At 68.0% G+C, this 22,152-nt stretch carries 20 protein-coding genes and 1 other RNA gene; 12 read left to right on the top strand and 9 right to left on the bottom strand.

All coding sequences use genetic code 11. The features are described from left to right. Positions 1-134: 134 nt before the first annotated feature. The 3 genes from ACEQX1_RS09705 to ACEQX1_RS09695 form a co-directional block, all read right to left on the bottom strand. Entirely contained in the window at positions 135-2,015 is a 1,881-nt protein-coding gene (locus ACEQX1_RS09705) for an extracellular solute-binding protein (RefSeq protein ID WP_370195108.1), read from the bottom strand. Continuing rightward, a complete protein-coding gene (locus ACEQX1_RS09700) occupies positions 2,015-3,865 on the bottom strand; it encodes an extracellular solute-binding protein (protein ID WP_370195120.1) in 1,851 nt (616 codons plus the stop codon). Before ACEQX1_RS09700 ends, ACEQX1_RS09705 begins: the two co-directional genes overlap by 1 nt. Positions 3,866-4,197: 332 nt before the next feature. Continuing rightward, positions 4,198-5,481, bottom strand: a complete 1,284-nt coding sequence (locus ACEQX1_RS09695) for a c-type cytochrome (protein ID WP_370196777.1) — start codon at positions 5,479-5,481, stop codon at positions 4,198-4,200. Between the two features lie 193 nt (positions 5,482-5,674). On the opposite strand from ACEQX1_RS09695, the gene ACEQX1_RS09690 reads away from it, so the two are divergent. Continuing rightward, positions 5,675-6,409, top strand: a complete 735-nt coding sequence (locus tag ACEQX1_RS09690; protein WP_187391927.1) for a 3-deoxy-manno-octulosonate cytidylyltransferase — start codon at positions 5,675-5,677, stop codon at positions 6,407-6,409. After that, positions 6,406-7,290, top strand: coding sequence for a prephenate dehydratase (locus ACEQX1_RS09685; protein WP_370195104.1), 885 nt, complete (start codon positions 6,406-6,408; stop codon positions 7,288-7,290). Before ACEQX1_RS09690 ends, ACEQX1_RS09685 begins: the two co-directional genes overlap by 4 nt. Before the next feature lie 24 nt (positions 7,291-7,314). Here the strand turns inward: ACEQX1_RS09685 and nudC are convergent, their stop codons facing one another. After that, positions 7,315-8,274, bottom strand: a complete 960-nt coding sequence (gene nudC / locus ACEQX1_RS09680; RefSeq protein ID WP_370196776.1) for an NAD(+) diphosphatase — start codon at positions 8,272-8,274, stop codon at positions 7,315-7,317. A 27-nt stretch (positions 8,275-8,301) separates the two neighbouring features. After that, the gene (locus ACEQX1_RS09675) at positions 8,302-8,715 is read right to left on the bottom strand and encodes an HIT domain-containing protein (protein WP_370195101.1); all 414 of its coding nucleotides are present in this window, start codon (positions 8,713-8,715) and stop codon (positions 8,302-8,304) included. Positions 8,716-8,782: 67 nt separating this feature from the next. On the opposite strand from ACEQX1_RS09675, the gene ffs reads away from it, so the two are divergent. After that, positions 8,783-8,880: signal recognition particle sRNA small type (gene ffs, locus ACEQX1_RS09670), an RNA gene on the top strand. A 74-nt stretch (positions 8,881-8,954) separates the two neighbouring features. On the opposite strand, the gene ACEQX1_RS09665 is transcribed toward ffs, so the two are convergent. Then, positions 8,955-9,557 (bottom strand): isoprenylcysteine carboxylmethyltransferase family protein, encoded by a 603-nt coding sequence (locus ACEQX1_RS09665; RefSeq protein ID WP_370195100.1) that lies wholly within the window; start codon positions 9,555-9,557, stop codon positions 8,955-8,957. 276 nt (positions 9,558-9,833) lie between these two features. Here ACEQX1_RS09665 and ACEQX1_RS09660 point away from each other — a divergent pair, with 276 nt between their 5' ends. From ACEQX1_RS09660 to recR, 3 genes are read left to right on the top strand one after another with little or no spacing between them, the layout of a single operon-like run. Continuing rightward, on the top strand, positions 9,834-11,732 hold the full coding sequence (locus ACEQX1_RS09660) for a DNA polymerase III subunit gamma/tau (protein WP_370195118.1): 1,899 nt from the start codon (positions 9,834-9,836) through the stop codon (positions 11,730-11,732). Between the two features lie 9 nt (positions 11,733-11,741). Further along, the gene (locus ACEQX1_RS09655) at positions 11,742-12,065 is read left to right on the top strand and encodes a YbaB/EbfC family nucleoid-associated protein (protein WP_009208115.1); all 324 of its coding nucleotides are present in this window, start codon (positions 11,742-11,744) and stop codon (positions 12,063-12,065) included. Positions 12,066-12,091: 26 nt separating this feature from the next. After that, positions 12,092-12,697, top strand: a complete 606-nt coding sequence (gene recR / locus ACEQX1_RS09650; protein ID WP_009208116.1) for a recombination mediator RecR — start codon at positions 12,092-12,094, stop codon at positions 12,695-12,697. Positions 12,698-12,724: 27 nt separating this feature from the next. Here the strand turns inward: recR and ACEQX1_RS09645 are convergent, their stop codons facing one another. Beyond that, positions 12,725-13,117, bottom strand: a complete 393-nt coding sequence (locus tag ACEQX1_RS09645) for a GFA family protein (protein WP_370195098.1) — start codon at positions 13,115-13,117, stop codon at positions 12,725-12,727. 119 nt (positions 13,118-13,236) lie between these two features. On the opposite strand from ACEQX1_RS09645, the gene ACEQX1_RS09640 reads away from it, so the two are divergent. Both ACEQX1_RS09640 and ACEQX1_RS09635 read left to right on the top strand, forming a co-directional pair. After that, complete coding sequence (locus ACEQX1_RS09640) at positions 13,237-14,469, top strand: lytic murein transglycosylase (RefSeq protein WP_370195097.1); 1,233 nt, start codon at positions 13,237-13,239, stop codon at positions 14,467-14,469. 378 nt (positions 14,470-14,847) lie between these two features. Then, positions 14,848-16,164, top strand: a complete 1,317-nt coding sequence (locus ACEQX1_RS09635) for a ChaN family lipoprotein (RefSeq protein ID WP_370195095.1) — start codon at positions 14,848-14,850, stop codon at positions 16,162-16,164. 243 nt (positions 16,165-16,407) lie between these two features. On the opposite strand, the gene ACEQX1_RS09630 is transcribed toward ACEQX1_RS09635, so the two are convergent. After that, positions 16,408-17,256 carry an LOG family protein gene (locus ACEQX1_RS09630; RefSeq protein WP_187391936.1) on the bottom strand — a complete coding sequence of 283 codons (849 nt, stop codon included), beginning with the start codon at positions 17,254-17,256 and terminating at the stop codon, positions 16,408-16,410. 124 nt (positions 17,257-17,380) lie between these two features. Here ACEQX1_RS09630 and dapD point away from each other — a divergent pair, with 124 nt between their 5' ends. Together dapD and ACEQX1_RS09620 are read left to right on the top strand one after the other, a co-directional pair. After that, entirely contained in the window at positions 17,381-18,235 is an 855-nt protein-coding gene (gene dapD, locus ACEQX1_RS09625; protein ID WP_187391937.1) for a 2,3,4,5-tetrahydropyridine-2,6-dicarboxylate N-succinyltransferase, read from the top strand. 51 nt (positions 18,236-18,286) lie between these two features. Beyond that, positions 18,287-19,057 carry a phosphodiester glycosidase family protein gene (locus ACEQX1_RS09620; RefSeq protein WP_370195094.1) on the top strand — a complete coding sequence of 257 codons (771 nt, stop codon included), beginning with the start codon at positions 18,287-18,289 and terminating at the stop codon, positions 19,055-19,057. A gap of 34 nt (positions 19,058-19,091) precedes the next feature. On the opposite strand, the gene ACEQX1_RS09615 is transcribed toward ACEQX1_RS09620, so the two are convergent. Continuing rightward, positions 19,092-20,180, bottom strand: a complete 1,089-nt coding sequence (locus ACEQX1_RS09615; protein ID WP_370195093.1) for a transglycosylase SLT domain-containing protein — start codon at positions 20,178-20,180, stop codon at positions 19,092-19,094. Between the two features lie 135 nt (positions 20,181-20,315). Here ACEQX1_RS09615 and dapE point away from each other — a divergent pair, with 135 nt between their 5' ends. Both dapE and ACEQX1_RS09605 read left to right on the top strand, forming a co-directional pair. Next, entirely contained in the window at positions 20,316-21,548 is a 1,233-nt protein-coding gene (dapE, locus tag ACEQX1_RS09610) for a succinyl-diaminopimelate desuccinylase (protein ID WP_370195092.1), read from the top strand. A gap of 4 nt (positions 21,549-21,552) precedes the next feature. Continuing rightward, positions 21,553-22,146 carry a hypothetical protein gene (locus tag ACEQX1_RS09605; RefSeq protein WP_277027287.1) on the top strand — a complete coding sequence of 198 codons (594 nt, stop codon included), beginning with the start codon at positions 21,553-21,555 and terminating at the stop codon, positions 22,144-22,146. Positions 22,147-22,152 lie beyond the last annotated feature (6 nt).

The following is a 22,152-nucleotide window of genomic DNA, read 5'->3' as shown; positions in this document are numbered from 1 at the left end:
CTCCGAGATGCAGATTGCGCCGGCGAACCGGCAGCCGGCATTACCGGCCGATTGCGGTGATAACGCGGGCGTGGCGCGATCGCAAAAGCGCGGCCGCGACCCGTCCCGTTTTCAGCGTGGTGCCCGGCCGCGGATCAGCCGCGACCCAGCGCCTTGGCCTTCTCCGCTTCGTACCACCATAGAGTCTCGACGGGCCACGAATAGTCCGGCTTGTCCTCGCGAAAGCCGAAAATATCCCAGAAGGCGGCGCGGTGGCCGTCGGCCGTGATGTTGGGCAGCCAGTCGAGCCGCCAGCGCAACACCCGGTCAAGGGCCAGGAGCGCCGTCACCAGTTCCGCCCGGCTCGTCGCGCGGGCGGCGTGGCCGATCAGCGTGTCGACGGCCTCGCTGGCCATGCCGGGATAATTGTAGGCGCCCGGACGGTCGACCGCATCGCTGCCGAAGAACAGCGACAGGCCCTCGCGCGTCGGCGTGGCGCCGAGGCTGAAGGCGGCCAGCACCATGTCGAAATCGTAGCGGTTGATCCGCTCCTGGTACTGGGCCGGATCGACCAGCCGCATGGTGGCGTCGACGCCCAGGGTGCGCAGCGTGTCGACGAACTTGGCGTAGACCCGCTTCTGCTCCTGGCCATAGGTCAGATATTCCAGCCGGAACGGCTCGCCGGCGGCGTTGACCAGACGGTTGCCGTCGCGGCGCCAGCCGGCCTCGGCGAAGAGTTGCGAGGCTTCGCGCAGCAGCCGGCGGTCGCGGCCCGAGCCGTCGCTGACCGGCTGGACCCAGACTTCGCCGAACACCTCGTCGGGGATCGTGCCGCGCAGGGGCTCCAGCAGAGCGAGCTCGGCTTCGGACGGCTTGCCGGTGGCGACGAATTCGGAGCCCTGGAACGGCGAGTTGGAATGGACGCGCTGGCCGAACAGCAAGTTGGCGTTGGTCCATTCGAAGTCGAAGCACATGTTGATCGCGCGCCGGACCCGCGCATCGGCGAAACGTTCGCGACGCTGGTTGAGCGCCCAGCACTGGAAGCGGGGGCGCTTCTCGGCGGCAAATTCTCGCTTGATGACCTCGCCGCGCTGGACCGCGGGGAAGTCGTATTCGGTCGCCCAGTCCTTGGTAGTGAATTCCTCACGAAAGGTGATCAATCCCTTCTTGAAGGCTTCCAGCGCGGGCTGGCGATCGCGGAAGAAATCGATCCGCAGCGTGTCGAAATGACCCAGACCGCGGGCGAAGTTCACGTCCTTCGCCCAATAATCAGGGCGCTTGATATATTCGATATAGCGGCCGAACTCGTAGCGCCCGATGGCATAGGCGCCGCTGCCGGGGATCGCTTCGGTGCTGACGGTGGCAAAGTCCCGGTCCGCAAAGAATGCGCGCGGCAGGATCGGCATGCCGAGGGCGTCGAGGGCGTCCTGGTAGCTCTGGGCGCCGGAGAAGGTGATGCGGACGGTCGCCGCGTCCTCGGCCACGGCCTCGGCGACGTTGCGGAGCGCCACCTGCAGGCTCGGATGGCCGAACTCCTTCAACGTCTCGTAGGAGAAGACCACGTCGTCGGCGGTTACCGGATCGCCGGTGGAGAACCGCGCCTGCGGCCGCAGTTTGAACGTGAAGCTGTTGCGGTCGGCCGAAAGGGTGACGGTTTCGGCGAGGGCGCAATAGATCGCGTCGGGCTCGTCCATCGCGGCGACGACGAGGGAATCGTAGAGCTTCTCGATGCGCGGCGGGGCGTTGCCCTGCAGGACGAAGCTGTTCAGCGTGTCGAAGGTCAGGGGCGACTGGTTGAGGGCCCAGTAGGCGACGGCCAGGTTCATCTGGCCGCCTGCCGGCGCGTCGGGCGTCGCATAGTCGAAATGGTCGAAATCCGGCGGATATTTCAGTTCGCCGAAGGCCGACAGGCCGTGCAGCGGCTGATCCGTCGCCACCTGTGCGAAGGGCCGCCCCGGCAGGATCGCCGCCATGCCGGCACCCAGGATCATCTGACCGAAATGGCGGCGGGTGAAATGACCGAGCGCCGTCGCCATCAGTTCGCTGTAGCCTTCTCGGCCTCGGCAGACTTCGTCCACCAGGAGAAGGGATCGATGCCGTTATAGGCCGGGCCTTTTTCCGGCATCTGCAGCTTGTCCCAATAGGCCAGCCAGTCTTCCGACTTGTACCATTGCGGGACGACGTAATACTCCCACAGCAGCACGCGATCGAGGGCCCGCGTGGCGGCGACGAGGCTCTCGCGGTCCGGCGCATAGACGATGTCGTCGATGAGCTGGTCGATCGCTGGGTTCTTGATGCCGGAATAGTTGCGGCTGCCTGGGGCGTCGGCGGCGGTGGTGCTCCAGAAGTCGCGCTGCTCGTTGCCGGGGGAGAGCGACTGGCCCGGATAGCGCAGCCCGACCACCTCGAACTCGAAGCCGTTCATGCGCTCGATATACTGGTTGGTGTCGACGATCCGCACCTCGGTCTGGATGCCGAGACGCTGGAGCTGGCGGGCGAAGGGCTCGAGGGTGCGGTTGTCCATCGGATCGTTGCCGAGGAACTCGATGGTGAAGGGCTCGCCGGTCTGCGCGTTCACGAGCGTCGTGCCGCGCAGCTCGTAGCCGGCTTCCTTCAGGAGGCCGAGCGCCTCGCGCAGATAGTTTCGGGCCGCGCCGGGATCGTTATAGGCCGGCAGCGCGAACTCCTCGGTGAAGACCTCGTCGGGGATCTGGCCGCGCAGCGGCTCCAGATAGGCGAGCTCGCGCTCGTCCGGCAGCCCCTTGGCGGCCAGTTCGCTGTTCTCGAAATAGGAGTGCATGCGCTCGTAGAGGCCGAAGAACAGCGTGCGGTTCATCTCCTCGAAATTGTAGGCGAGCGTCAGCGCCTTGCGCACCCGCCGGTCCTGGAACTTCTCCAGCCGGTTGTTGAGCACATAGGCCTGCATCGACTGGACCTGACCGCTGTCGATGGTCTTGCGGATGACCCGGCCGTCCTTCACGGCGGGGAAGTCGTAGCCCTCGGCCCAGCGCCGCGACATGTTCTCCAGCCGCCAGTCGTCGAGGCCGCCCTTCTTGAACGCCTCCCAGGCCGCGTTGGTGTCGCGCAGATAAACGTAGCGGATCTCGCCGTAATTGTAGCGACCGACCCGGGTCGGGTTGTCGAGGCCCCAATAGTCGGCGACGCGCTCCCAGGTGATGGACTGGCCGATATCGTAGGACTTGATGCGGTAGGGGCCGGAGCCCAGCGGCACCTCGGAGGTGGGCTGGGTGATGTCGCGCTTGTTGCCGCTGGCGTCGGTGCCCTCCCACCAGTGCTTCGGCAGGATCGTCAGGTCGCCGACGATGTTGGGCAGTTCGCGGTTGCCGGTCTGGTCGAAGGTGAAGGTCACTTCGCCGTCGCCGGTCTGCTCCGCCGCGACGATGTTCTTGTAATAGGCCGACCATTGCGGGTGCAGCTCGGTCAGCGTCTCGAAGCTCCAGATCACGTCCTCGACCGTCACCGGCTCGCCGTCGTGCCAGCGCGCCTCCGGGTTGAGGCGGTAGGTCACCGAGGAGAAGTCCGCCGGGTAGCGGACGGCTTCGGCGATCAGCGCATGGGCCGTGCCCGGCTCGTCCGGCGACTGGTCCATCAGCGTGTCGTAGAGGAGGCCGCCGCCGAAGGTGGCAAGGCCCGCCGCCGGCGTACCGCGCACGATAAAGGGGTTGAAGCTGTCGAAGGAGCCGATGGCGATCTGGTTCAGCGTCCCGCCCTTGGGCGCATCGGGATTGACGTAGTCGTAATGGGCGAAGTCGTCCGGATATTTCGAGCCCTCGATCAGCGACGAGGATTCATGCCATTCCCCGGCGCCCTCGGCCTTCGGGGCGGCGGCCGCCGCGTTCTCGGCCTCTGCCGTTCCGGTTTCCACCTGCTGGTCCGGCTGGCTGGTCGCTTTGTCCTGCGCAAGGGCCGGAGCGCCGATGACGCCGAAGGCGAGGCTGCTCGCGACGGCAAGACGGACGAGACGGTTCGGCAACGACAAGGGCGGCCTCCATGCAAATAGGCGGGCGATGGTCCCGCGATCGGGTCTTGACCCAATCTAGGGAAGGGGGGCGGGTAAAGTCACGTGACGAAAGCGTAATCGAGGCCGGACAGGGCTTCGGGCAGCGGCTGACGTGAGCAACGACAGGCCGAAACGAACAAAGCCCCGGCAAGGGCCGGGGCTTTGCAGATGTTTCTCGATGTCGGTGACGTGCCGGCTCAGTTGCCGGTGGTCGCGCCGTTCTCGTCGAAGGTGGCGAGATAGGCGATGACGTTGGCGACATCCTCGGGCTTCTTCAGGCCGGGGAAAACCATCTTGGTGCCCTTCACCAGACCGCGCGGATCGGCCAGCCAAGCGGACAGCTCCTCGACGTTCCAGGTCGGGTGCTCCTCGGCATAGGCGACCAGCGCCGGCGAGAAGCTGTAGCCCTCGACCGCGGCGATGGCCTCGCCGACGATGCCGTTCAGCTCGGGGCCGACCTTGTTCTTCGCGCCTTCGCCGACGGCGTGGCAGGCCTGGCACTTGCGGAAGACCTTCTTGCCGGCTTCCGGATCGCCGGACACGGCGGCCGGCTCGGCAGCTGCGACCTGGGTCTCGCCAGCCGCACCTTCGGCCGGTGCTGCCGCAGCTTCCTCGTCCGCGGCGTTCTCTTCGCCCGGAACGTTCTCCTCGGCGTCTGGAGCCGCCTCGGTGCCGGTCCCGGCGCGCTGCTGGTCCTCGGCCTGCGCTGCGCCGGCATCCTGCGGCGCGTCGGCGGCAGGCGGCGTCGGGCGCTCTTCCTCGCTCATGGTCGGAGCCTGTTCGGCGCCCGGCTGGGGTGCCGGCTCGGCATCGGCCGTGCCGCCGGCCTGGGCAGCGGATTGGCCGCCTGCGGCCGGATCGCCCTGCGTCGTCGTGGCCGCGTCGGTCGCCTCTTCGGCAGCGGCCTCTTCAGCCGGTGCCTCGGCCGGGGCTTCCGGCAGGGGCGCCGGGCTGTCGGCCTGCTCGCGCATATAGGCGATCAGGTTTGCGCGGTCTTCCGGCTTCTTCAGGCCGGCGAAGCCCATCGCGGTGCCCGGGATGTAGCCCTTGGGGTTCTTCAGGAAGCCGTAGAGGTGCTCATAGTCCCACTTGACCTCGCCGCCCTCGGAAAATTCCTGCATGGCGGTCGAGTAGCCGAAGTCGGGGACCGATGCGATCGGCCGCATGACGGCGTCCCACAGATGCGGGCCGACCTTGTTCGGGCCGCCCTTCTCGATGCTGTGGCAGGCGGCGCACTTCTTGAACTGCGAGGCGCCGGCCTCGACGTCGGCCGTCTGCAGCAGCGCGGCGACCGGCGGATCTTCCGCGGCTGCAGGGGCGGCGTCTCCGCCTTCACCCGGCTCGGCGGCCACGATCACGTAGCCCGGCTGCTCCGGCGCTTCGGCATGGAACAGCGCTTCCGCCAGCAGACTGCCGCCGAACAGGACGAAGATGGTCCCGAGCACGGCTCCGAAGATCTTGTTGGCCTCGAACGAATTCATGGGCGGGAGGGCTCCCTCTGCAAGCAGGGGCACCAGGCGCCGCCGCTTTCTGTCTGACAAAAACGCGCGGAACCTAGGTCTTTTGCGGTTTCAAGGCAATATCTGTAAGAGGCGGTTCCACCGCGCCTTTTGTCATCCCGCGCCGCTACAGACAAGCGTTTTGCGGCTTCAATTTCCGGTTCCTCGCCCGCTCATGTCGATCCTCGTTCTCATTCCCGCACGGCTGGCCTCCACGCGCCTGCCCCAGAAGGCCCTTGCCGACATCGCCGGACGGCCGATGATCGTGCGCGTCGCCGAGCGCGCCACGGCGGCCGATATCGGCCGCGTCGTGATCGCCACGGATTCGCAGGAGATCCTCGATGCGGTGGTCTCGGCGGGCTACGAGGCGGTGATGACCTCGGTCGAGCACCAGTCGGGCTCGGACCGGATCTTCGAGGCGCTGCAAGGACTTGATCCCGACGGTGCGGTCGAGACCATCGTCAATGTGCAGGGCGATCTGCCGACCATCGAGCCGGAGGCGATCCGCCAGGTGCTGGCCCCCTTCGAGGATCCGCGCTGCGACATCGCGACGCTCGGCGTGGCGATCACCGACGCGGAGGAGAAGACCAACCCCAACGTGGTGAAGATCGTCGGCTCGCCCAACGGCCCGTCGCGACTGCGGGCGCTCTACTTCACCCGCGCCACGGCCCCCTGGGGCGAAGGGCCGCTGTTTCATCATGTCGGCCTCTACGCCTATCGGCGGGCGAGCCTCGAACGTTTCGTGACGCTCGGGCCCTCGACGCTGGAAAATCGCGAGAAGCTGGAGCAGCTGCGGGCACTGGAAGACGGCATGCGCATCGACGCCGAGATCATCGACACCGTGCCGCTCGGCGTCGACGGCCCCGCCGACCTGGAACGGGCGCGAATCATGTACGGGGTCGAGCCATGAGCGACATCCGACCCAAGATCGCCTTCCAGGGCGAGCCCGGTGCCAATTCCGACATGGCCTGCCAGGCGGTGCGGCCGGACCACGAGCCGATGCCGTGCCCGTCCTTCGACGACGCCTTCGACGCGGTGCGGTCCGGCGAGGCGGCGCTGGCGATGATCCCGATCGAGAACACGCTGGCCGGCCGGGTGGCCGACATCCACCATCTGATGCCCGATTCCGGGCTGCAGATCGTCGGCGAATATTTCATGCCGATCCATTTCCAGCTGATGGTGCTGCCGGGCGTCGCCCGCGACGAGATCCGCACCGTGCAGAGCCACATCCACGCGCTCGGCCAGTGCCGCCGCTACATTCGCGGCAATGGCTGGAAGCCGGTGGTGGCCGGCGACACGGCGGGCGCGGCGCGGGAGGTCTCGCAGGCCGGAGACCGCAGCCGCGCGGCACTCGCGCCGGAGCTGGCGGCCTCGCATTACGGGCTCGACATCATCGAGCGCGACGTCGAGGATTCGGCCAACAACGTCACCCGTTTCGTCGTCCTGTCGCGACCCGGCGCCCAGCCGACCGATTTGTGGGCCCCGGTCGGCCGCAATACGGTCACCACCTTCGTCTTCGAGGTCCGCAACCTGCCGGCCGCGCTCTACAAGGCGATGGGCGGGTTCGCGACCAATGGCGTCAACATGACCAAGCTGGAGAGCTACCAGCTCGGCGGCCAGTTCATCGCCACGCAGTTCTATGCCGATGTCGAAGGCCATCCGAACGACGATTCTGTCCGGCTGGCACTGGAGGAACTGGCCTTCTTCACCCGCAAGGTGACAATCCTCGGTGTCTACGAGGCCGCGCCCGATCGGCTGAACGCCGGCATGGGCCGCCCGGCCGGCGAATAGCCCGCCGGGACCCGCCGCGCCGCGTCAGACCTCGCCGTCGGCGAACGCCTTGATCAGGTGATGGGCGATGGCGAAGCGCCGGGGCAGGGCGAGGCCCTCCGGATGGGCCTCGGCCAGCATCGCCTGCACTTCCGCGCGGTCGAACCAGCGGCAGGCTTCCAGTTCGTCGCTGTCGAAATCGATCTCGAAGCTGCTGGCTCGCGCGATGCAGCCGATCATCAGGCTGCCGGGGAACGGCCAGGGCTGCGACGCCAGATAGCGCACGGACGCGACGGCGAGCCCCGATTCCTCCAGCGTCTCGCGGCGTACCGCGGCTTCGACCGTCTCGCCGGCCTCCACGAAGCCCGCGAGGCAGGACCAGAAATTCTCCGGGAAATGCGGCTGGCGCCCCAGCACGCAGCGGCCGTTGCCGTCATGGACGAGCATGATGGTCACCGGATCGGTGCGCGGAAAGACCACGTCGTCGCAGCGCGTGCAGCGGCGGCGATAGCCGGCCGCTTCGGACCGGGTCTCCCCGCCGCAGCGGGCGCAGAAACCGTTGCGCGCATGCCAGCCGAGGAGATGGGCGGCCTGGCCGAGCTGGCCTTCGGTGTCGGGGTCGAAACTCGCCCGCATGGCGAGCGAGCGCAGATCGTTGTCCTCCAGCCCTTCGGCCGGCAGCGTCACCGTCGGGGCGCTGGCGGCCAGCACCGGGCGGCCGTCCGGCTCGAAGCCGAGGAGGATGCAGGTGGCAAAATCCGCTCCCAGCGCCTCGGCGTCGGCGCGGGCGAAGCCGACATCGAGGGCCGCGCCGCCGGTGCGGTACAGCCATCGACCGCCCGGCGTCGCCAGGAAGATCCGCGCCCTGTCATGGCTCAGCGCCTCGGCGAGGCTGTCGTCGCTGCGCCGTTCGCCGTCGCGCCACAGCGTGTTGCCGGCAAAGCCGGTGCGGGCGCTCACCTCCGCCAGATCGGCGATCGCGGCGCGCTGGTTGTCATCCTTCAAGGGTCGTTCTTTCGCTTGTCCGCAGGGTCAGGCCGGCAGGATGGCGCGCCGTATCTCGTCGGCGAATCGCGCTGCCTCGCCGGCATCATAGGGCACCGGGGTGCCATGTCCCCAAATCGGGCCGGGCCAGTTGGGGTCGCCCTTGTGCCGTGCCACCACATGCAGGTGGAACATCGGCACGATATTGCCGAGGGCGCCGATATTCATCTTGTCGGCCTTCACCGCCGTCTGCAGGGCCTTGGAGACGAGGCCCATCTCGAAGGTCAGCATGGTCTGGTCGAGCGGCGTCAGCTCGTGAAACTCGGTAATGGCATTGCGCTGCGGCACGAGGATGAGCCACGGCCAGCGGCTGTCATTCATCAGGCGCAGGTCGCAGAGGCCGAGCCGGCTGATCGACGTCGTGTCCCTGGCAAGGCAGGGGTCGAGTTGGAAGGCTGGCATCAATTCCTGTCCTCGATCTGGGGTGCCCGGGTTGCAATTAGGGCAGCGATCGCAGATATGGAGCGCGGGAGGTTGGTGGTGGACGCGCCACTCGCCAACCGGGTCAGGTCCGGAAGGAAGCAGCCCCAACGAGCTCCGGCACGGGTCATCGTGCCAGCCTCCCACCCATTCCCCTTTTCAGGACATGACCGCGCGCGAGCGTGCCGCTTTCAGGCCGCGCCCGTGACGCGTCGCGTTTCTCAGTAGAGACGCAGGAGCACCGGCAGATAGCCGCTGCCCTGCAGGAGCTCGACCGTCTCGAAGAACGGCAGGGCGAGGAAGAACACCAGCCCGTCCGTGAGCGTGCGATAGACCAGTCGCGTGTCGACGGTGACGCGGCGAATGTCCTGGTAGAGCGCCGGATTGGGCAGGAAGCGCGGGACGCGGGCGACGTAGCTGTCGAAATCGGCCCCGAAGGCATCGCGCAGATAGCGCTCCTCGCGCAGGATCACGACCCGGAAGGCCACGGCGCAGCCGAGCATGAAGATCGCGCCGAGCAGCAGGCTGCCGGTGGCCGCGCCGGCGCCGCCCGCCGCGATGCTGGAAAAGACGTAGAGCGGATTGCGCGAGATCGAATACGGCCCGCTGGCGACGATTTCCGAAGCCTTGCGGCCGCCGATATAGAGCGTGCACCAGATCCGGCCGGCGATCCCGACGACGATGAGGGCAAGGCCGGCGACCTCGATGGTCTCGTGGACCTCCTCGCTCCAGGCCGAGCCGACGAAGAGCAGCGCCAGGAAGGCGGCGATCAACAGGACGAACAGCGCCAGCCTGCGCCGCTCCTGATACTGCGTCAGTGCCATCGTTCCGCTCCGTTTGCGCGACCGTTCGTGACTGAAGCCGGCGCGTCCTGCGCGCTCTTCCCTTGGCCTATCGGCGCCATGCAAGGCGAAATCACGGCGGGTGTCCATCGGCCACGCAGGACTTGCGTCCCCCGCCCATTCGCTTCAGAACCGGACGCGAGCGCGGCATCGGTCACGGGGCCGCCGCGCCGGCCGACAGGTGGCAGGCGACCGCCATCCCGCGACGCGAATTTCCGGACCCAGGGCGCGATGAGCGATATCGAAAGCGGCACTGCGATTTCATCCGAGGCCGGCGACGCCGCGCCCTATCGGGTGCTGGCGCGCAAGTATCGCCCGCGCTCCTTCGACGATCTGATCGGCCAGGAGCCGATGGTCCGCACCCTGACCAACGCCTTCGAGACCGGCCGCATCGCCCAGGCCTGGATGCTGACCGGCGTGCGCGGTGTCGGCAAGACCACCACGGCGCGCATCCTGGCGCGGGCGCTGAACTACCAGACCGACGAGATCGACCAGCCGACGATCCACATGGGCGAGCCGGGCATCCACTGCCAGGCGATCATGGAAGGCCGGCATGTCGACGTGGTCGAGATGGATGCGGCGTCCCATACCGGCATCGACGACGTGCGCGAGATCATCGCGCAGGTGCGCTACCGCCCGGTCTCGGCGCGCTACAAGGTCTACATCATCGACGAGGTCCACATGCTGTCGACGCAGGCCTTCAACGGCCTGCTGAAGACGCTTGAGGAGCCGCCGGAGCATGTGAAGTTCGTCTTCGCGACGACCGAGATCCGCAAGGTGCCGGTCACTGTCCTGTCGCGCTGCCAGCGCTTCGACCTGCGGCGCGTCGAATCGGCAACGCTGATGGCGCATCTGACGAAGATCGCGGCGGCCGAACATGTCGAGGTCGACGAGGACGCGCTGCGGCTGATCGCCCGCGCCGCCGAAGGCTCGGTGCGCGACGCCCTGTCCCTGACCGACCAGGCGATCGCCCACGGGGCGGGCGCTGTGACCGCGCAGGCGGTGCGCGACATGCTGGGCCTCGCCGACCGGGTCCGGATCATCGATCTGTTCGAATATCTGATGAAGGGCGACGCCGCGGCGGCGCTGAAGGAACTGCGCGACCAGTATGTCGTCGGCGCCGATCCGGCCGTGGTTCTCGCCGACCTTGCCGATTTCACCCATCTCGTGACGACGCTGCGCTTCGTGCCCGATGCGGCCGAGGACGCGGCGCTGTCGCCGATGGAGGCCGAGCGCGGCCTGGAATTTTCCAAGAGCCTGTCGATCCGCACTCTCGGTCAGGTCTGGCAGATGCTGCTGAAGGCGCTGGAGGAGACGCGCAACGCCAATGCGCCGCGCCAGGCTGCCGAAATGGCGTTGATCCGCATCGCCCATGCCGCCGACCTGCCGTCGCCCGACGATCTGGTGCGGCTGATCCGCAGCGGCGAGCTCGGCAATCTGCCGGCCCCGGCCCCGACACCGGCCGGCGGCAACGGCGCGGCCGGGCACGGGCAGGGCAGCGGCAACGGGGCGGCAGCGTCCGGCTCCGGCGGTTCGGCTCCTGCGCCGACGCAGGCCATCGCCGCGCCGTCGGCACAAGGCGCCGCGGCACAGGCGGGCGGCCCGCAATCCTCCGGGATGATGAGCGCCCGCATGAGCGGCGGGCAGAGCTCGCGGCCGCAGACCCGTCCGGTCGTGCAGGAGGGACAGCCCGAGATCCAGATCGCCACGCTGGAACAGCTCGTCGCGCTGGCCGAATCCAAGCGCGATTCGCTGATGACCGTGTCGATCCAGCGCTATCTGCGGCTGGTGAAGCTGGTGCCGGGGCGGCTCGAGGTCGCGCTGACGCCGGAGGCGCCGCGCACGCTGATTACCGATCTCACCCGCAAGCTGCACGACTGGACCGGGCGCCGCTGGGTGGTGACCATTTCCAACGGCGAGGCGAAGCCGACCCTCGACGAGGTCGCGACCGCACGCCGCAACACGCTGTTGCTCGACGCCGAATCCGACCCGGAAGTCGCGGCGATCCTCGCCTCGTTTCCCGGCGCCAAGGTCGTCGATGTGCGGCTGCGCGGCGACGCCGAGGCGGCGGCCGAGGAGGCAGCGCTTGTTTCGGACGTGGTCGAGGACGACATTCTGGTCGATCCGTCGGAGCTGTCCGACGACGACGACATCTAGGAGATCGCGATGAAAGACCTGATGGGCATGATGAAGCAGGCCAAGGAGATGCAGGCCAAGATGGCCGGCCTCCAGGAAGAGATCGCTTCCATCACCGTGACCGGCCAGGCCGGCGGCGGCGTCGTGTCGGTCACGCTGACCGGCAAGGGCGAGATGCAGGGCATCGCGATCGATCCCTCGCTGCTGAAGGAAGACGAGAAGGACATCGTCGAGGATCTCGTCATGGCGGCGCATAACGACGCCAAGGGCAAGCTCGATGCGGCCATCCAGGAAAAGACCCAGGAACTGACCGCCGGCCTGCAGCTGCCCCCCGGCATGAGCCTGCCGTTCTGAGGCGTCCCGGCGGCATCTAGACCCTCATGGCCAAACCCATTGCAGGCCCGGAGATCGAGCGGCTGATCCAGCTGCTTGCCAAGCTCCCAGGCCTTGGTCCCCGTTCGGCGCGCCGCGCGGCGCTTCATCTCGTCAAGCGGCGCGAGCAGCTTCTGGCGCCCCTGTCGGCCGCCATGGGCGAGGCGCTGGACAAGGTGACGATCTGCTCGGTCTGCGGCAATATCGACACCTTCGATCCCTGCACGATCTGCACCGACGGTTCGCGCGACCAGTCGATCGTGATCGTCGTGGAAGACGTCTCGGACCTCTGGGCGCTGGAGCGGGCCAAGGCGCTGAACGCGGCCTATCACGTGCTTGGCGGCGTCCTGTCGCCGCTCGACGGGATCGGCCCCGACGACCTCACCATCCGGCAACTCGTCGAGCGCGTCCACAAGGGTGGGGTGAAGGAGTTGATCCTCGCCGTGAACGCCACGGTCGAGGGCCAGACGACGGCGCATTACCTGATGGACCAGCTCGAAGGCTTCGAGGTGCGGGTCACGCGTCTCGCCCATGGCGTCCCCGTCGGCGGCGAGCTCGACTATCTCGACGAAGGCACGCTCTCGGCCGCCATGCGCTCGCGCACCGGGCTCTGAGGGCGGCTTCATACTCGCACTGGTAATCTATGGCTCGTCGCCATCCGCGGCGTCGCGATCGCGGGCGTATCGTGCCGCGACCGGGAAGGGCGGCAGCCAGGCTTCGCGGCGGATCGTCCAGCATTCATAGGTGGGCGTCAGCTGGTCCGGGGCGTCCAGCGCGCCGAGATGCAGTTCGGTCTCGTCACCGGTGCAGGCGAAGACGGACGCGCCGCAGCGCGGGCAGAAATGCCGCCCCGCATAGGCACGCGTTTCGCCGGAGACCGTCACGGCGTCGTGGTGAAAAACAGCGGCGGCGTAGAACAGGGCGCCGTGATGCTTGCGGCAGTCGAGGCAATGGCAAAGGCCGACACGATCGGGCCGGCCCGTCGCCACGAAGCGCACGTCGCCGCACAGGCAGCCGCCGGTATATTGCTCCATGCCGCATCCTCCGCGTCGGTTTCATCGGTTTGGCGGCACGAAGGCTAGGCCGGGCGCGCGCCCGCCGTCCATCCATCGCCGGTCTTGGCGCGCTCCGCAGAGCCGGCTACCCTCAGGCGATGCAGCTATCGCTTCGTTTCCTCATCGCCGTCGTTCTCCTGTGTGCCGCGACGTTCGCGCCGGCCAGCGCGCAGAACCTGACGGCCGGTTTCCGCAATTTCCTCGAGGCCGACATCTGGCCCGCCGCCAGAGCGCGCGGGGTGCCGCGGCCGGTGTTCGACGCGGCGTTCAAGGGCGTGTCGCCCAATCTTAAGCTGCCCGACCTGCAGCTTCCCGGCGCGAAGGCGACCGTCGCGGAGACGAACTTCCAGGCCGAGTTTAAGAGCGGCGCGGCCTATCTGTCGGAAGGCGCGGTGGCCGGCAATGCCCGCCAGGGGCGCGCCCTGATCGCGAAATACCGCGCCGTTCTCGACCGGATCGAGGCGCGCTACGGCGTGCCGGCCCCGATCATCGTCGCCATCTGGGGGCGGGAATCGGCCTTCGGCGCGGCGAATATCCCCCATGACGCCTTCGAGGTGCTGGGGACCAAGGCCTATCTCTCACGCCGCAAGGCGATGTTTCGCGAGGAACTGCTCGCCGCCCTGCAGATCGTCGCCGACGGCCATCTGAAGACCTCGGAGATGAAGTCGTCCTGGGCCGGCGCGCTCGGCCAGCCGCAATTCATGCCGTCGAAGTTCCTGGCGCTGGCCGTGGATTTCGACGGCGACGGGCGAAAGGACATCTGGAACTCGGTGCCCGACACGCTGGCCTCGATCGCCCATTACCTGCAGCAGGCCGGCTGGCAGCCGGGCCGCGACTGGGGCTTCGAAGCGCGGGTGCCGGCCGCCGTCTCCTGCGCCAATGAAGGACCTGATCTCGGTCGTCCGATCTCGGAATTCGTCGCCGCCGGCGTGACGCGCGTCTCGGGCCGGCCGTTTCCGGGTCACGAACTGGCGGCACGAGGCCACCTGATGATGCCGGCCGGCCGCTTCGGCCCGGCCTTCATCGCCACCCCGAATTTCTACGTCATCAAGGCCTATAACAACTCCGACCTCTACGCCCTGTTCGTCGGTCATGTCGCCGACCGGATGCTCGGGGCGGGACCGCTGGCGGGAGACTGGAAGGCCACCGACCGGCTGACGCGGGGCGACGTCGCACGCATGCAGCAGAAGCTGGAGGCGCGCGGCTACGATGTCGGCGGGGCGGACGGGCTTGCGGGCTTCAAGACGCGGCGCTCGATCGGGGCGTTCCAGCTCAAGGCCGGAATGGGCGAGACGTGCTGGCCGACAAGGGCACTCGCCGGCGCGCTGTGATGCTATCCACAGTTGATTTAACCTCTCGTACACGATCCCTGCCAAAACCTTTCCCCTGTTGCGGCCACGACCTTTCGCCGGCGGGACGTGGCTTGTACCCAAGATGACGGAACCCGAGGAGAGCAGGCGGCACGATCGCCTGCCAAGCGGCGGGAGTTGCCTGGGGAGGCGACGCGGACGGTTCGAAGCAGGTCTTCGAACCGTCCGCCCTATCCATCCGGCCCGTGACTGGCCCTTGCCCGAACCTGCACCCCTTTCAGGGCTTGCGTGACCTTCGTCCGTCGCTGCAATAGTTTCGCCACATCCTGAGCCAATAGATTGCGGATCGGCTCGCACGATTCGCGCTCCGGGCTTTGCAATCGTTTTTGGGGAAACCGATTGAAACGACGGATCTGGATACCTTCCAGCATCATGCTCCTTGCGGGGCTCGGTTACGCCGTCGGCAAGACGGCCGACCTCGTCATGCCGCAGATGGACGCCGGCACCGATGTCGCCGAGTTCGTCGCGCCGAAATCCGATCTGTCCCTCGACGTTTCCCTCGTCCGCCCGGCCGACAACGCCTTTTCCGAAATCGCGGTCGCGACCGTCGAGCCGTTCGACGCCGATGGTGACGGCACGCCGGACGTCCGGGAACTGGCCCAGCCGGCCGTGTCGAAGCCCGTCGCGACATCCGCATCGGCCAAGCTCGCCGAACTCGCGCAGGCCGGCAGTTCGCGCACGCTGTCGCTGAAGGTGGCGGCGACGACCGGCAGTTCGACAAGTGCTTCGACCGCCAACCTACCGACGATGGCGACCGCCTGGCAGTCGGAGCATTTCCGCGACAATCCGCTGGTCGGCGAAGTCTTCGATGCGCGCGGTGCGCGTTCCAGCCGCGACACGCTGATGGGGGCCGCCAGCGGCGCCCGCTATCTGCTTCTCGGCGAAATCCACGACAATCCCGATCATCACCAGCTGCAGGCCGACATTATCGGCGGGCTGGCCAAGCTGGGCAGCGAGCCGGCCGTGGTCTTCGAGATGATCCCGGAAAGCTTTGCCGACGTTCTGGAAGAGTTTGCCGAGACCGGTGACCGCGATGTCGCGTCGCTCTCCGAGCATCTGCAATGGTCCGACCGCGGCTGGCCGGCCTTTTCGATCTACCAGCCGGTCTTCGAGGCGGCCGTCGCCGAGGACCTGACGCTTCGTGCCGGCGATCTCGACCGCCAGACGATCCGTGCGATCGGCGAAAACGGTCTCGATGCCCTGAGCGAAGCCGAGATCGAACGCCTGTCGCTGCGCCTCGAAGTGCCGGCGGAACAGGCGGACGCGCTGGCCGAAACCATCAGAACCGCTCATTGCGGGCTGATGCCGGAGGGCGCCATCGGCGCCATGGCCACGGTCCAGCGGGCCCGCGACGGCGCACTGGCCGACGCGCTGGTCGATGCGGCGAAAGAGAGCGGCAGCGCCGTGCTGATCGCCGGCTCCGGCCATGTCCGCAAGGATCGCGGTGTACCGAACATCCTCGCGGAGCGCGATCCGGATGCGGCCACGGTCGCGGTGCAGATGGTCGAGGTCAGCGATGGCGAGGCCGAGGCCGCCGATTACGGCCTGTCGAGCGATGCGCCGGCGCCCTACGACTACACGATCTTCACGCCGCGCAACGACATTGCCGACCCCTGCGAGGCGCTCCGCGCCCGGATGGGGCAGGCGGACCAGTAAGTCCGCCCACCGCAGGTTCCGCCTGCCGGGGCTTCGAGCCCAACCTCAGCGGAAGACCACTCCTTCCAACAAGGTCGTCATCCTCGGGCTTGACCCGAGGACCCATGCCGTACCCGGTGACGCGTCGCTGATCTCCGACGGAATGGTCGCTAAGCGCAGAGGCGTGGATCCTCGGGTAGAGCCCATAAGACGACGGGCGTCAGGGGGCGGTGCGGTGATCTCGGACGTCCCGCCGATGCATCCTCAGAAATCGTAGAATTTCCGGATCGCCGCCCAGCCGTCCTCGGCCGTGTCGACATAGGTCACGAGATCGAGGTCTTCCGGCGCGATCGTGCCTTCCTCCGCGAGCGCCTCCAGGTTGATCACGCGGCGCCAGAAGCTCTCTCCGAACAGAAGCACCGGAATGCGCTGCATTCGCCGGGTCTGGATCAGCGTCAGCGCCTCGAACAATTCGTCCATGGTGCCGAAGCCGCCGGGGAAGATCGCCATCGCCTTCGCCCGTAGCAGGAAGTGCATCTTGCGGACGGCGAAATAGTGGAAATTGAAGCACAGTTCCGGTGTAGCGAAGCGGTTCGGCGCCTGTTCGTGGGGCAGGGTGATGTTGAGCGAGATCGACAGGGCGTCGACATCGGCCGCGCCGCGATTGCCGGCTTCCATGACGCCGGGACCGCCGCCGGTGACGATGACATATTCCTTGCCGCCATGGCTGTTGGCCGAATGCTGCGAGGCGATGGCGGCGAAGCGGCGGGCCTCCTCGTAGAATTTCGAATTGGCCTCGAGATTGCGGCGCTGGGTCTCGTTGCGCGCCGCCCAGGCCTCGGTGCCCGGCTCGGGAATGCGGGCGCCGCCGAACAGCACGACGGTGGACAGGATGCCTGCCTCGTTCAGCGCCAGTTCGGGTTTCATCAGTTCCAGCTGAAGGCGGATGCCGCGGGTCTCCTCCCGGGTCAGGAAGTCGTCGTCGGCATAGGCCAGCGCATAGGTGGGGGAGCGGGTCTGCGGGGTATCGACCTGTACTGCCGTCTCTTCCTTGTCCCGCCGCGAGCTCGGAAAGGGGTCCCAGCCGTTCTGGTTGCGGGGTGTGTCGTTCATCGTGTCTGCCTCGTCGCCTGCATGGGCCGTCGATTGACCGCCTCAGGGCCTTCAACTAGGGTCCGCGCCGACTTGGTCAGGGTGCGCAGCGCCCGCATTTTCCCCATTCTGCAGGAGTTCGCCGATGACCGCGCCGGATCGCGCCGCCCTCGAAACCACCATTGAACGTGCCTTCGAGGACCGGGACTCGATCTCGGCATCGACGACCGGCGAAGTCCGCGATGCCGTCGAGGCGTCGCTCGACATGCTCGACCGCGGCGAGGCGCGCGTCGCCAGCCGCGAGGCCGACGGCAGCTGGACCGTGCACCAGTGGCTGAAGAAGGCGGTGCTCCTGTCCTTCCGCCTTAACGACATGACCGTCATCGAAGGCGGCCCGGGCGGGGCGACCTGGTGGGACAAGGTCCCGTCGAAGTTCGAGGGCTGGAACGCCGACCGCTTCCGCGAGATGGGCTTCCGCGCCGTGCCGAACGCGGTGGTGCGCCGCTCGGCCCATATCGGCAAGGGCGTCGTCCTGATGCCGTCCTTCGTCAATCTCGGCGCCTTCGTCGACGAGGGCACGATGGTCGATACCTGGGCGACGGTCGGTTCCTGCGCGCAGATCGGCAAGAACGTGCATCTGTCGGGCGGCGTCGGCATCGGCGGCGTGCTGGAGCCGATGCAGGCCGGTCCGACGATCATCGAGGACGGCTGCTTCATCGGCGCCCGTTCCGAGGTCGTCGAGGGCTGCATCGTGCGCGAAGGTTCGGTGCTCGGCATGGGCGTCTTCCTCGGCCAGTCGACCAAGATCGTCGACCGCACCACCGGCACGATCTCCTATGGCGAAGTGCCGCCCTATTCGGTGGTCGTCGCGGGCTCGATGCCGGGCAAGCCGATGGGCAATGGCGAGCCGGGGCCGAGCCTCTACTGCGCCGTCATCGTCAAGCGCGTCGACGAGCGCACCCGCTCCAAGACCTCGATCAACGAGCTCCTGCGCAACTGACCCGGCGTCGCGGCCCCAAGCCGCGACCCTTGCTCCCAAGGCCGATCCGCGATGGCGCGACTGCGAACCTTCTGGCCTCTCTCGCTGATCGCGGCGAGCGGCCTGTTCGGCTGGCTGCAGGGTGTGCCGTCGCTGCCGGCCGGCCATGACGGCCTTTGCCGCAGCGAAGTTGCGGCGGGGGTGGAGTATCTGGTCTGCGACGTGCCGCTGGATCGCACCGATCTGGCACTGCGCGCCGTCGACGCGAGCAATGCGCCCTACCGGACCTTCGAGCGCGCCGCGGCGAGCGTCGATGGCCGCGTCCGCCTGATCATGAATGCCGGCATGTATCACGAGGATCGCCGTCCGGTCGGCCTCGCGGTGCAGGACGGCGTCGAGGTCAGCCCGCTGGTGCGCGGCACCGGCAGCGGCAATTACTCGATGCAGCCGAATGGCGTATTCTTCGTCGAGAATGGCCGCGCCGCGGTCCTGACCACCGACGCCTATCTCGCCGCGCCACGCCAGCCGACGCTCGCGACGCAGTCGGGACCGATGCTGCTCATCGACGGCAAGCTGCATCCGCGCTTCATCGACGGTTCCGACAGCCGGCATGTGCGCAACGGCGTCTGCGCCAGCGCGGACGGGCGGACCGTGCGTCTCGTCCTGTCGCGCAGCCCGGTCAATTTCTGGGATTTCGCCGTCTTCTTCCGCGACCGGCTCGGCTGCCGCGACGCGCTGTTCTTGGACGGCAAGGTATCGAGCCTGTCCTATCCTGACGGCGGCATCGACTATCGCCGCGACCGGCTGGGGCCGATGCTGGTGGTTTCCGACAAGACGGACTAGCGGCCCGCGGACCGGCTCTAGGCGAAGCCGGCGCTCAGTCCGCTGCGCTGCCGCGCAGTTCCGTCGCCGGATCGCCCGTGCCGGCCATGCGGGCGGCGAGGGAATCGGCATCGGCGGGTGCGCTGGCCGGGCGCGAGGCAAGGCGGCCGCCCTTGCCGTTTTCAGGAGCCGGGGCCGCCGCAGGCTGGGGCGCTGATGCGGCCGTCTCGCCTGCTTCGGTACGCGCAACGGGCCGCGGGATCGCCGCAGGCTTCGGTGCCGCGACATAGGCGGCTGCGACCACGGGCGTGTCGCCGCGTTGCGCTGCGGCCGGTTCACTGGCCGGCGCAGCGGTCGCGACCTCGGTGGCCGTTGTCGGCGCGGCTGCGGCAGGCCGTGCGGCCTTGGCCGGCGTTGCAGCGGGCTTTTCGGGGGCCGGCGTCACGGCGGCGACGAGCGTGCCCATCAGGCCCGGTTCGGATTCGGGCTCGGCGACCGTTCCGGGTGTCCGGCGGCGCTTCGACACTTCGGCCATGTGCGCCTTGACGGCGGAGCAATAGCGCTGGGCCGAGGCGCTCATGCGGGTGGCGCGGTGGCCGCCCTTGTACTTCATCGACGCCTGGCAGACGTCGTGGCCGCCCTTTTCCCAGGCGCCCTTCAGATATTTCATGCCGTAGGTGAGGTTGGTGTCGGCGTCGAAGAGGGCGCTGGTCGGGCCGGAAAAGCCCAGCGACCGGGCCGTGGCCGGCTTGATCTGGCTGAGGCCGTAGACCCCGTTGCCGCGCGCCTTGGGATTGTAGCGGCTTTCCACCCGCACGACCGCATAGGCGAGGGGGGCGGGAACACCGGCCTCGGCGGCATGGCGTTCGATCAGCCTGTCGAGGGAGGCGCTGCCGGAGATCGTGCCGGTCTCGGCCGCGGCCTTCGCCTCTCTGGCGGCGACGGCGACATCGGCTTCCGCCGGTGCGTCCGCATCGTCGGCCGCGTCCGCCGTTTCCTTGCCGGCGACGGCAATCCCCATGGGCGATCCGCCCGGGCCGTCGGCGATGCAGCCGGCAAGGGCCGCCAGCGACGCGATCATGCCGAACAATGCGGCCCGTGTGACGCACGCAGAGCCGGCAATGGCGGTCCTCGGCAGTGTCATGGAAGTTCCCTCGCGCAATGTCCCCTGTGCTGCCTGTCCGTCCCGAAGGCGGCGGAAACGTGGCACGGAGCCGGATCGGGGAAGACGGCCGCCACTGGTGGCGTTGCGGCATCATCTGATCTATCCCGGTGGGCCATGACCGACACTGTTTCCTCGCCCGTTTCCACCGCCCGCAACGATGATGCGACCGACCCGGTCGCGCTCCTCACGCGGCTGATCCGCTGCCCCTCCGTGACGCCCGCCGAAGGCGGGGCGCTTGCCGCGCTGGAAGAGATGCTGGCGCCGCTGGGCTTTGCCGTCGAACGCCCGGTGTTTTCCGACACCGACACGCCCGACGTCGAGAATCTGTTCGCCCGCGCCGGAGCGGCCGGGCCGCATCTGGTCTTTGCCGGACACACGGACGTGGTGCCGCCGGGCGACGAGAGCGACTGGCGCGAAGGGCCGTTCTCGGCGGCGATCGTCGGTGGCGAGCTCTATGGCCGGGGCGCCGTCGACATGAAGGGCGGCATTGCCGCCTTCGTCGCGGCCTATGCGCGCCATGTGAAGCGGGTCGCGCGTCCGGCCGGGCAGGTCTCGCTGCTGATCACCGGCGACGAGGAGGGCCCGGCAGTCAACGGCACGGTGAAGCTCCTCGACTGGGCGACGGCGCGCGGTGAACGCTTCGACGCCTGCGTCGTCGGCGAGCCGACCAATCCGGCGGCGATGGGCGACATGATCAAGATCGGCCGGCGCGGGTCGCTGTCGGCCGAGGTGCGCATCACGGGCGTTCAGGGCCATGTCGCCTATCCGCACCTCGCCGACAATCCGCTGCGCTCCCTCACGGCCATTGCCGAGGCGCTGATGGACGAACCGCTGGACGCGGGATCGGCGGAATTTCCGGCCTCCAATCTGGAGATCACCTCCATCGACACGGGCAACGGGTCGGTCAATGTCATTCCGGCACGCGCGCGCCTGTTCTTCAACGTGCGGTTCAGCGACCGCTGGACGCCGGACAGCCTCAAGGCCGAACTGACCCGGCGCGTCGAGGCGGCGGCCGCTTCGGGGCGGTTCCGGGAAGGCCGGGATGCCGCCAATGTCGAGATCGTCTGGCGGGCACGGCCATCGGACTCCTTCCTGACGCGGGACGACGCGTTGACGCAGGCGCTGGCCGGCGCGGTGGAGGCGGTCACCGGCCGCCAGCCGCAATTGTCGACCTCCGGCGGCACGTCGGACGCCCGGTTCATCAAGGACTTTTGCCCGGTTGTGGAATTCGGGCTTGTCGGCAAGACGATGCACATGTCCAATGAACGGGTGCCCGTCGAAGATCTCGAGACGCTGACGAGGATCTATGAAACCTTCATCGCCCGCTGGTTTGCCGCCCACGCCTGATCTGGTGCCGAGTCTCGACCACGTCCTGAACTTCTTTTCCGGCGTCGCCCTCCTGATGGCCGGGCGCGCCGAAGGGCTGAAGCGCCTCGACCTGTCGGCGGACGGCTTCTGGCAGTCGTTTTCGGCCATGCTCGTGGCGCTGCCGCCCGTGGCCCTGTCCTGGATCGAGTTCGAGACGTCGGCGCCGCGCACCGGCACGGCGGCCGGCTACGGCGCGGTGCCGGTCTATGGCGCCCATGCGCTGGCGGATTTCCTCGCCTGGACGCTGCCGATCCTGATCCTGATGCTGGTCGCCAAGCGGGTCGGCTATTCGCGCAAGATCGTGCCCTTGGTGGTGGCGACGAACTGGGGCGGGGCGCTGCTGGCCTGGGTGTTCGCACCCTACTGGCTGCTGATGCTCGCCTTCGGGCCCGGCAACGGCCTCTCGGCGCTCGGCCTCCTGGTGACCATCGCCTCCATCGCGCTCACCGTGCGGCTGATCTACATGGCCACCGGCAAGGACATGGCCGGGGCGGCGATCATCACCATCGGCATGATCGTCATCTCGCTGGTCAGCTATGGCGCGGTGATGGACCTGACCGGCATCCGGCTGATCTGACGCGCG

The organism is Aurantimonas sp. (genome assembly GCF_964217435.1).
Lineage (GTDB): Bacteria > Pseudomonadota > Alphaproteobacteria > Rhizobiales > Rhizobiaceae > Aurantimonas > Aurantimonas coralicida.
The sequence above is the reverse complement of the archived record's forward strand: the minus strand, read 5'-3'. Positions and strand labels throughout refer to the sequence as shown.

What these genes read in the sequence shown, in the direction of transcription:
- recR (WP_009208116.1), top strand. Translation starts at nt 12,092, where the DNA reads ATGGCCAAACCCATTGCAGGCCCGGAGATCGAGCGGCTGATCCAGCTG.
- ACEQX1_RS09655 (WP_009208115.1), top strand. Translation starts at nt 11,742, where the DNA reads ATGAAAGACCTGATGGGCATGATGAAGCAGGCCAAGGAGATGCAGGCC.
- ACEQX1_RS09665 (WP_370195100.1), bottom strand. Translation starts at nt 9,557, where the DNA reads ATGGCACTGACGCAGTATCAGGAGCGGCGCAGGCTGGCGCTGTTCGTC.
- ACEQX1_RS09675 (WP_370195101.1), bottom strand. Translation starts at nt 8,715, where the DNA reads ATGCCAGCCTTCCAACTCGACCCCTGCCTTGCCAGGGACACGACGTCG.
- dapD (WP_187391937.1), top strand. Translation starts at nt 17,381, where the DNA reads ATGACCGCGCCGGATCGCGCCGCCCTCGAAACCACCATTGAACGTGCC.
- ACEQX1_RS09620 (WP_370195094.1), top strand. Translation starts at nt 18,287, where the DNA reads ATGGCGCGACTGCGAACCTTCTGGCCTCTCTCGCTGATCGCGGCGAGC.
- ACEQX1_RS09705 (WP_370195108.1), bottom strand. Translation starts at nt 2,015, where the DNA reads ATGGCGACGGCGCTCGGTCATTTCACCCGCCGCCATTTCGGTCAGATG.
- ACEQX1_RS09630 (WP_187391936.1), bottom strand. Translation starts at nt 17,256, where the DNA reads ATGAACGACACACCCCGCAACCAGAACGGCTGGGACCCCTTTCCGAGC.
- ACEQX1_RS09685 (WP_370195104.1), top strand. Translation starts at nt 6,406, where the DNA reads ATGAGCGACATCCGACCCAAGATCGCCTTCCAGGGCGAGCCCGGTGCC.
- ACEQX1_RS09645 (WP_370195098.1), bottom strand. Translation starts at nt 13,117, where the DNA reads ATGGAGCAATATACCGGCGGCTGCCTGTGCGGCGACGTGCGCTTCGTG.
- ACEQX1_RS09640 (WP_370195097.1), top strand. Translation starts at nt 13,237, where the DNA reads ATGCAGCTATCGCTTCGTTTCCTCATCGCCGTCGTTCTCCTGTGTGCC.
- ACEQX1_RS09690 (WP_187391927.1), top strand. Translation starts at nt 5,675, where the DNA reads ATGTCGATCCTCGTTCTCATTCCCGCACGGCTGGCCTCCACGCGCCTG.
- ACEQX1_RS09615 (WP_370195093.1), bottom strand. Translation starts at nt 20,180, where the DNA reads ATGACACTGCCGAGGACCGCCATTGCCGGCTCTGCGTGCGTCACACGG.
- dapE (WP_370195092.1), top strand. Translation starts at nt 20,316, where the DNA reads ATGACCGACACTGTTTCCTCGCCCGTTTCCACCGCCCGCAACGATGAT.
- ACEQX1_RS09695 (WP_370196777.1), bottom strand. Translation starts at nt 5,481, where the DNA reads ATGAATTCGTTCGAGGCCAACAAGATCTTCGGAGCCGTGCTCGGGACC.